This window comes from Anaerotignum sp. (genome assembly GCF_030625865.1).
In the GTDB taxonomy this organism is placed as follows: domain Bacteria; phylum Bacillota; class Clostridia; order Lachnospirales; family Anaerotignaceae; genus Chakrabartyella.
Genome location: NZ_DAOUQB010000063.1, coordinates 1 through 8,178, shown reverse-complemented (window position 1 = coordinate 8,178; position 8,178 = coordinate 1). Strand labels below are relative to the sequence as shown.

The following is an 8,178-nucleotide window of genomic DNA, read 5'->3' as shown; positions in this document are numbered from 1 at the left end:
ATCTCCGCTCGACTTGCATGTGTTAAGCACGCCGCCAGCGTTCATCCTGAGCCAGGATCAAACTCTTAAATTAAAGTTTTGTCCTGCCAGTCTCAAATCTGGCTAATTTTCGGTTTTTTCGAAACCGACAAACTCTTTGTCTTTTTTATTGTCAGCTGCGGTTATCTTTTTCACTTCGTGAAAAACCGCTCATTTCTCGCCACTGCGCTTCCTCTTTCGCCTTGCGGCGTTGGTCGGTCGCTTCGTAAACAGCTCGAAACTCGCTGACAGAATTGACTATGGGTTGTGTGTTTTTTCAAACGCTATTCTATTTTCAAAGTTCACAGCACTTTCACAGCGCAGAATTTATTATATCTAAGTCATGCCATATTGTCAAGCATTATTTTCACTTTTTTTCACTTTTTTTTATTTCTTTTCAAAAAGCCTTAAAAATCAACGATTTCTCGGAAGGCCTCTCCAATGCTTTTGGTAATAATCAGAGACGCTTTTTGGTCATATGGTGTTGTAGACTTATTCATTAAAACCATTTTATTGCCCCTGTAATAGTTAATCAGCCCTGCCGCCGGATAAACATTCAAGCTGGTTCCACCAATAATCAGTACGTCAGCATTTGCGATAAGCTCCACAGATTTTTCAATGGTTTCTTCATTTAGGCTTTCTTCGTAAAGAACCACATCCGGCCGCACAATACCCCCACAGATACTGCATCGTGTTATGCCATCCTCCTTGGTGACATAATCCAAAGGATATTCCTGTCCGCATTTCACACAATAATTTCGATAAAGAGTTCCATGCAACTCCAAAACATTTTTACTGCCCGCCTTTTGATGCAGATCATCAATATTTTGGGTAATCACTGCTTTCAGTTTCCCTTCTGCCTCTAATTTTGCCAAAGCTTTATGACAATCATTTGGCTTTGCGTCAGGGTACAAAAGAGTTTTTTTATAATATTTGAAAAAAACCTCCGGATTTTTCTGAAAGAAAGAATGACTAAGAATTGTTTCAGGTCGGTATCCATACTCACTGATGGCTGAAAAAATTCCATTTTCACTGCGAAAGTCTGGCAAACCACTTTCCGTAGAGACACCTGCTCCGCCGAAAAACACAATATTATCACTTTCTTGAATCCACTTTTTTAGCAATTCTAATTTTTCTTCCAAAGAAACCCCTCCCCGACAATTTTGGCAAAATGGGAGAATCCAAAAGCAGGAACACTTCCATAATGTGCCTATACAGTATATCATATTAAAATCATTTCTTCAACAACGACTGCCTTCTTTCATTTATTTCTCATCCTCTGACATTTTAGGCAGCACCCTCACAATCGTTTCACCAATACGATGATTGTTTACCTTTTTAATCTTGATTTCCATTCTTTCTGTTTCAAAAGTAAACTGACTTCCATCCTCAGGAATTTTCCCAAGGGCACTAAAAATAAATCCGCCATAAGTCTCATACTCTTCTAGCGGCAAGGGAATATTTAATTTTTGGCTAACATCTTCTAGGGAAGCACTTCCCATTATGCGCCATGTATCCTCAGCTATTTTAACAATTTCTTCTTCCTCTGTTTCTTCAAGTAAATCTCCAATCAAAAGATGGATTAGATCACGCAAAGTAATTACCCCGCTTAATCCACCATATTCATCTAAAAGCACCGCAAAACGCTTTCTATTTGCCCTCATATTACGTAATAATACATCTGCTTTCATGATTTCGGGCACAAAATAGGGTTTTTCCACGGCCTCTTCCATCACTTGCTCCTTACTTTTATCTATCATGCGGAAGTAAATTTTTGTATTAAGAACACCTAAAATATCGTCCCTATCTTCGCCGCAAATAGGAAAATATGTGAAACGATTTTCTAAAATCGTTTTCTCCCACTCATTCATATCCTCCTCAATTTCCAGCATCACCACATCAACACGATGGGTGCATGCCTGTTCAATGGGAATATCATCGAAAGCAAAAATATTTCGAATAAACGTACTCTCTTCTAGGGCTATGGTTCCCCTCTCATTGCCTTGATCCAACATGATAAAAATTTCTTCCTCAGAGATAATTTCATCTTCATCCTCAGGATCTATGCCCATAAGGCGTAAAATTCCATTGGTAGATACCGTTAATAGCCATACCAATGGCGCAAATAACTTAGAAACCATTTTCAACGTTCCGCTCATGCCTAAAGCAAGCTTTTCCGCATTTTTCATTGCCAAACGCTTTGGTACCAATTCACCAAAAACCAAATTAAAGTATGCCAAAATCAAAGTAATCAGTAATACGCAAAAAGAGCGTAAAACGCTTAAAGAAGCATCAACACCCTTGTTTTGCAAAAAATGTGCTAGTTCACCCGCAAAATTCTCCGCCGCAAAGGCACTCCCCAATAATCCTGCCAAAGTAATGGCCACCTGTATCGTTGCCAAAAAACGTGCCGGCTGCTCTATTAATGATAGAAGCTTTTTTGCTTTTTTGTCTCCATTCATCGCCATTCTTTTCATCTTTGCATCATTCATTGAAATTACAGCAATTTCTGCACTTGCAAAAATGGCATTGAATGCTATCAAAAGAACTTGTAATAGAATCGGCCCAACAAACATAAAAAACTTCCTCCTAACGTTCTCCTCAAATCAAACAAAAAAGGTATATCTTGCCTATAACAACTCTCTTTTTAGACAAAGTATACCCTTATATTTAAAATCTTATCGTGAAATAAAAAATATACACCTAAATTGGCATTACAGTCCCATCCATGTTCAAATTCATTACTTTCTTCCGACTTTTCCCCATAAGAATGAAAATAATCGTATTTATCTGCAAAAACAACTGTATAAATCAAAACGGTGTATGAAGAACTCCCTCCCCACACACCGCATATTTTTAATTATTTTTCATTAGAAAGCTTTCTATTTTATTGATGCAAACCTTCAGTTCTTCCATGCTATAAGCGTAGGAGATACGTATAAAGCCTTCTCCGCTATCCCCAAAAGCATTTCCCGGAACCACAGCAACCCCACCTTCAAAAAGCAGTTTTTCGCAAAATTCCTCTGAACCAAGTCCCGTTTTTTGAATAGAGGGAAATACATAAAATGCGCCTTTAGGCTCAAAACAGGTAAGTCCCAGTCTATTAAATTCACCAAGCAAGTATTTTCTTCTTTCGTCATAAGCCTCTCGCATAACCCGGATATCCTCATCACAGAGGGCATCCTCACGCAATGCCTCAATAGCTGCCTGCTGACTCATAACCGGGGCACTCATTACCACATATGCATGAATTTTGTTCATTTGCTTAATCAACGCTTTCGGGCCTGCGGCATACCCTAAGCGCCAGCCTGTCATGGCAAAAGATTTGGAAAAGCCATTCAATACAATGGTTCTTTCATACATCCCATGAATTGAAGCAATGGAAACATGATCCTTCCCGCCATAAGTCAACTCCGCATAAATTTCATCAGAAATAACCAAAAGATCATGCTTCTGAATAATGGGAGCTATCTTTTCCAAATCCTCTTTTTCCATAATCGCCCCTGTAGGATTATTGGGGTAAGGTAAAATAATTGCCTTGGTTTTTGGGGTAATTGCCATCTCTAATTCCTCTGGCATAAGCTTAAAATCATTTTCCACCTTCGTTGTGACTACAACAGGCACACCATGCTGTAAAATAATAGATGGTTTGTAGGAAACATAGCAAGGCTCTATTACTAAAACCTCGTCCCCAGGTTCCAAAATAGTACGTAGTGTCACGTCAATGGCTTCCGAAGCACCAATGGTACACATAATTTGATCCGCCGGATCATAAACCGTGTGAAAGCGTCTTTCCAAATAGTGAGAAATACGCTCTCTTAGGGCAGGCAACCCCAAATTCGCCGTATACCTTGTTCTTCCTTCCTCAAGCAGGTCAATAGCCGCTTTTCTTACATGCTCCGGCGTTTTAAAGTCCGGCTCACCAACCCCTAAAGATACAACGTCAGACATAGTTGCCACTACATCAAAAAATTTCCGTATCCCCGAAGGAGGCAACTCAGATACGTTTTTCGCTACAAAATCTCTCATTTACATCAGCCTTTCTCTTATGTCCATTTGCTACTTGAGCTTCACTTGATATAATGCATCGCTTTTGGGTTCCTCCAGCAATTGTTTCTCATGAACTGCTGAAACCAAAATACGTTCTTTCTCCAATATCTTCCCAATGACTGCGGCGGGAATGCCATTTTGAGATAACTTGTCCACTAACTCTTTTCCCTTATTTGTCGCAATAATCATGGTTCCGCTGGAAATCAACCCCAGAGGATCAATCCCGGCTTCCTTACAAATCAACTTTGTTTCTTCTTTGATGGGAATTTCATCCTCCCAGACCTCAATGCCAGTCCCTGAACATTCTGCCACTTCCCAAACGGCACCTAATATACCACCTTCTGTGGCATCATGCATTGCCGTTGCTCCATGCTCCCCAGCAATCTTAGCTTCTTTTCCCACAGAAAGAAACGCCTTCATGTCTTGGGCAGCTTGTACCACCCCATAAGGCAATCGCTGAGTCAGTGCTTCCTCATATTCCTTGGCAATAATCGCCGTTCCCTCAAGTCCGGCCCATTTGGTCATAACCACATCCTGACCCACCTTTGCACCGCCGGTCATGATTACCTTTCTTTTCTGACTCTTACCAATGATCGCCGCAGAAACAATAGGCTTACAAACAGCATCCGTAACCTCGGTATGCCCGCCTAAAATTTCGATACCCAGCTCCTGTGCTCCCTTTAAAGCCCCATCCATAATTTCTTCAAGCTCTGCTTCTCCACTGCCTACGGGAAGCAAAACCGTCAGCAAAATTCCCACCGGCTCCGCTCCAGCCGAAAAAATATCATTGCCGTTTATCTGTACCGCCAAATATCCGATGTCCTTAGCCGCCCCTGTAATGGGATCTGTGGATAATACGCACATCTCCCCCTTCAGATCAATGACAGAACAGTCTTCACCTGTTTTGGGACGCAACACCACGTCCTCTCGCTTTACATTGTTTTTTCTGATGGGGTTCATCACAATTGACTCTAATATTTCCGGAGGAATCTTTCCGATCTTAAACATTTTTTTCAGCCCTTTCGTACAGAAAGTACCCCTGAAGCAATATTTTTCAGAGGCACTTCTTTTCATTTTACTATTGTATTCCAAAGGAATTTTCATCTACAAAATCCGTTACAGGAATTTCTTCCTGCGGTTCTTGTGTCTCCTGTGGTTCCTGCATCTCCTGTGGTTCCTGCGGAACTATGGCATCCACCTGCTTATTTTCAGGTTCTGTTATTTTCGTTCCTACGGTTACTTCATCGGCAACTGCTCGATAAGAAGAGCTGCTAAACCATTCTTTACTAACCTGTTCGCCATTTTCCCGAACAATTTTATAAACAGAAACCTTGGCACCGGTTCTACCATTGTGAGTAATTTCTCGTTCTCCTTCCGGCTTTTCCGGGTCTTCTGTTACAATTTCATCCGGTTTTGCTATTGTGCCCTCATAAACTGTTTGAAACTCAACTTCTCGCCTACTATCATGTGCTTCGTGTCCATAAAGACTCACTTCCAGCACGCCATTTATGGCAGATGCCTCCAAATACACAGGGTACTCTGTGTTATTTCTAATTTTTAAATCTTTATATGTATCCGCAACAGCCGCATCTCTGCCCAAAGGAACATAGCCTACCGTCATGGAATGGGGATATCGTTCCACAATTTCCAATTCTGCATAAATCGCTGCATTATATAATGTGGTTGTAATTTGGCAAACACCGCCGCCCATTCCCGCTTCTACCTTGCCATTTACATATACCCCGGCATTTCGATACCCACGTGCATACGTCTGCTCTCCCAAACCTTCCATTGCAGAAAAAACCTCACCAGGTGCAATCATCGTACCGTTGAGATAGTTACAGCCAACTTCCAGATTGGTATTTCTATTCTGATCATAGGCCGTGTATTTTGTTGAATAGGATCCAATTAAATCAGTAACATACTGATTGTCTTCATAGGTAATTTCAGGTTGGGTGGTATCTGCCACAATAGCAACCCTTCCCCCCTTTTTACTTTCCAATACACTCTCCACATTCAGCATAGTACCTTCCAAATTCATTTTGCGGCCTTCTGCTTCTTCGGTAATGACAAACTTTCCTCCACTACGTGTCATCGTACTGTTTTGTGGCTCCTGCTCAAACTCGTCAGCAACCTCAATCAGCTTATCTTGCAGTTTCATTTCATCATATGTAAACTCCAAAGGTATTTCTTCTCCATGCTTCAACAAGGAAGATGCCACCTTTGTTTTTTCTTTTTCCGTACCGGTTCTACCTAAATTATAAGCAAGATTAACTGCCTTATTCACTTGATATTCCGCGCCAATTTCTTGGAAGGCACAGGGCCATTCTTCATCATCATAAAAGAACACCAGCTTTTGGCTTGCAGCATTCGCCCCATATGTAGTGTTTAATAAATCCGTAGCTTCTTCTTTACTTAACCCGCCAACATCTATTCCATCAATGGTAATTCCATCATAAATTCCACTTTGAGCCAAAAAATCTTTTATTTTTTGGTTTTGGTTATTAGCATAAACAAAGTACCCGCCTGCAAAACATAAACATAAAATAATAAGACCAACAAAAATTCCAGCCTTCGCCTTTTTAGGCCGGTTATCTAGATTGTTTCCCTCATTTTTCTCTCCCATTCAATCTCCCCCTAATTCTGCGGCTACCCCCTATATTCAAATATAATCGCCCTATTTCCATTATAGTCTGGGTTATTATGAAACTTGCTTTTCAAATGCCCTTTTTGCACCATAGTTCTTAAATTCTTTCGACAACACTCGTCAAAGGCAAAATTTGCATAAAAAAATACGCCGCTATATAAATGGCTGTACTTTTGAAAACAGCCAATAAATCTATCATAACGGAGTATTTTTTAAATTACAATATTTTTATCAAAATTAACATTACATTTTTATTACATTTATAGGAAACTTTTCAATTCTCTCGTTTTTTCTTTGCCGCTGCCAATTTTGCAGCTGTACTTTCCAATGCAATATTCTGCTTTGCTTCTTTTTCTTTTTCAATTGTCGGAGCTAAGTTTTCATGTGGATTTTGTTTTGTATCATTTTCTCTTACTCTAGGCTTTATCTTCTTTTGCACCATTTTTTTATACGGACGTCCTCTCATAAAGGTAAATCCCTCTATCTTCAATACCAAAACAGAAAAACGTCTTAGGGTAATATCCACTAAAAATAAAAATAGACCTAATAACATAAAAAACATGGTCAAATCCCTTTGACTAATAACAGCCGTAGGCTGTGCCTCAAATACTTGGCTGCCGTTTTCCAATATTCTTCCTCCACTTGCCGCTACAATTTGCTGCAATAAGGAAGTGCCCGTACCCTTTCTCGAAATATCATATTCAGGAGGATAGGAAAGCACAAACCCCGTATTATAGTGCTCCGTTTCCCCTTCTTTTTCAATGGAAAGGTTTGCAGCATAGGCTCCTTCATCCGCCGTTGCAATTTCCCCTTCATAAATCCCAGGAGCGGTCATCGTTAATTGAGCTTTAAATTCTTCACCCTGAGCGTTTAGTATGCTTGTCTCAATTTTTTGAATACTTTCGTCAAACGGCATTGCTAAGCGTATACTGCTTTTCATGGCTCCGCTTTCAGCAGTCAGCTCCATTTCCTGAGACATTTGGGCGTTGATTACCCAGCCCACCGTATTTCTTAATATCTCGCTTCCTTCTTTTGCTGCCAACCAATCCTTTGTCCATCTCCCACCGACGTCAGGTGTCCATGCCACCGTTCTGCCCAATCCATATTGCCATGCGGCAAGAATCGGTTCCTCCCGATCGCTAATTAAAACCATATCTCCCCGACTTTTGGCAGTTGTTCCAACATAACCGCCCAAGGTAGGAACAGAAGCTATATCTGATAAAATTGCCGATGCATCCTTTTGCTCGGGATAAAATTCACGATTATTCAGATACTCTTTCCCCGCCAACAAGGTTTCCTTAGCAAAAATGCTAGGTAAATCTGTAAATTCATCCGTAAAATAGTAGCGCCCATTTCCTTCTGTCGCCAACCTGCGCAATAGATTTGTATCTGCCCCGCCGCCAACAGCCACAGAAGATAGGGTGATCCCCGCATCTTGCATCTTTGATAAAAGTGGCTTGTAC

General features: G+C 40.7%; 6 protein-coding genes and 1 rRNA gene. All 7 read right to left on the bottom strand.

The window, feature by feature from the left end; translation table 11 throughout:
- Nucleotides 1-73, bottom strand: a 16S ribosomal RNA gene (locus P9Q65_RS12605); the annotation flags it as partial.
- Between the two features lie 352 nt (nt 74-425).
- Entirely contained in the window at nt 426-1,160 is a 735-nt protein-coding gene (locus tag P9Q65_RS12600) for an NAD-dependent protein deacylase (RefSeq protein ID WP_304509821.1), read from the bottom strand.
- Between the two features lie 123 nt (nt 1,161-1,283).
- Nucleotides 1,284-2,594 (bottom strand): hemolysin family protein, encoded by a 1,311-nt coding sequence (locus tag P9Q65_RS12595; RefSeq protein WP_304509820.1) that lies wholly within the window; start codon nt 2,592-2,594, stop codon nt 1,284-1,286.
- A gap of 280 nt (nt 2,595-2,874) precedes the next feature.
- Entirely contained in the window at nt 2,875-4,047 is a 1,173-nt protein-coding gene (locus tag P9Q65_RS12590; protein ID WP_304509818.1) for an aminotransferase class I/II-fold pyridoxal phosphate-dependent enzyme, read from the bottom strand.
- A 30-nt stretch (nt 4,048-4,077) separates the two neighbouring features.
- Nucleotides 4,078-5,076: an AIR synthase family protein gene (locus tag P9Q65_RS12585; protein WP_304509816.1), complete on the bottom strand. Its 999-nt coding sequence runs from the start codon at nt 5,074-5,076 to the stop codon at nt 4,078-4,080.
- Between the two features lie 70 nt (nt 5,077-5,146).
- Entirely contained in the window at nt 5,147-6,694 is a 1,548-nt protein-coding gene (locus tag P9Q65_RS12580) for a VanW family protein (RefSeq protein WP_304509815.1), read from the bottom strand.
- A gap of 295 nt (nt 6,695-6,989) precedes the next feature.
- The coding region (locus P9Q65_RS12575) for a hypothetical protein (protein ID WP_330695391.1) at nt 6,990-8,178 on the bottom strand (1,189 nt) is incomplete at its 5' end.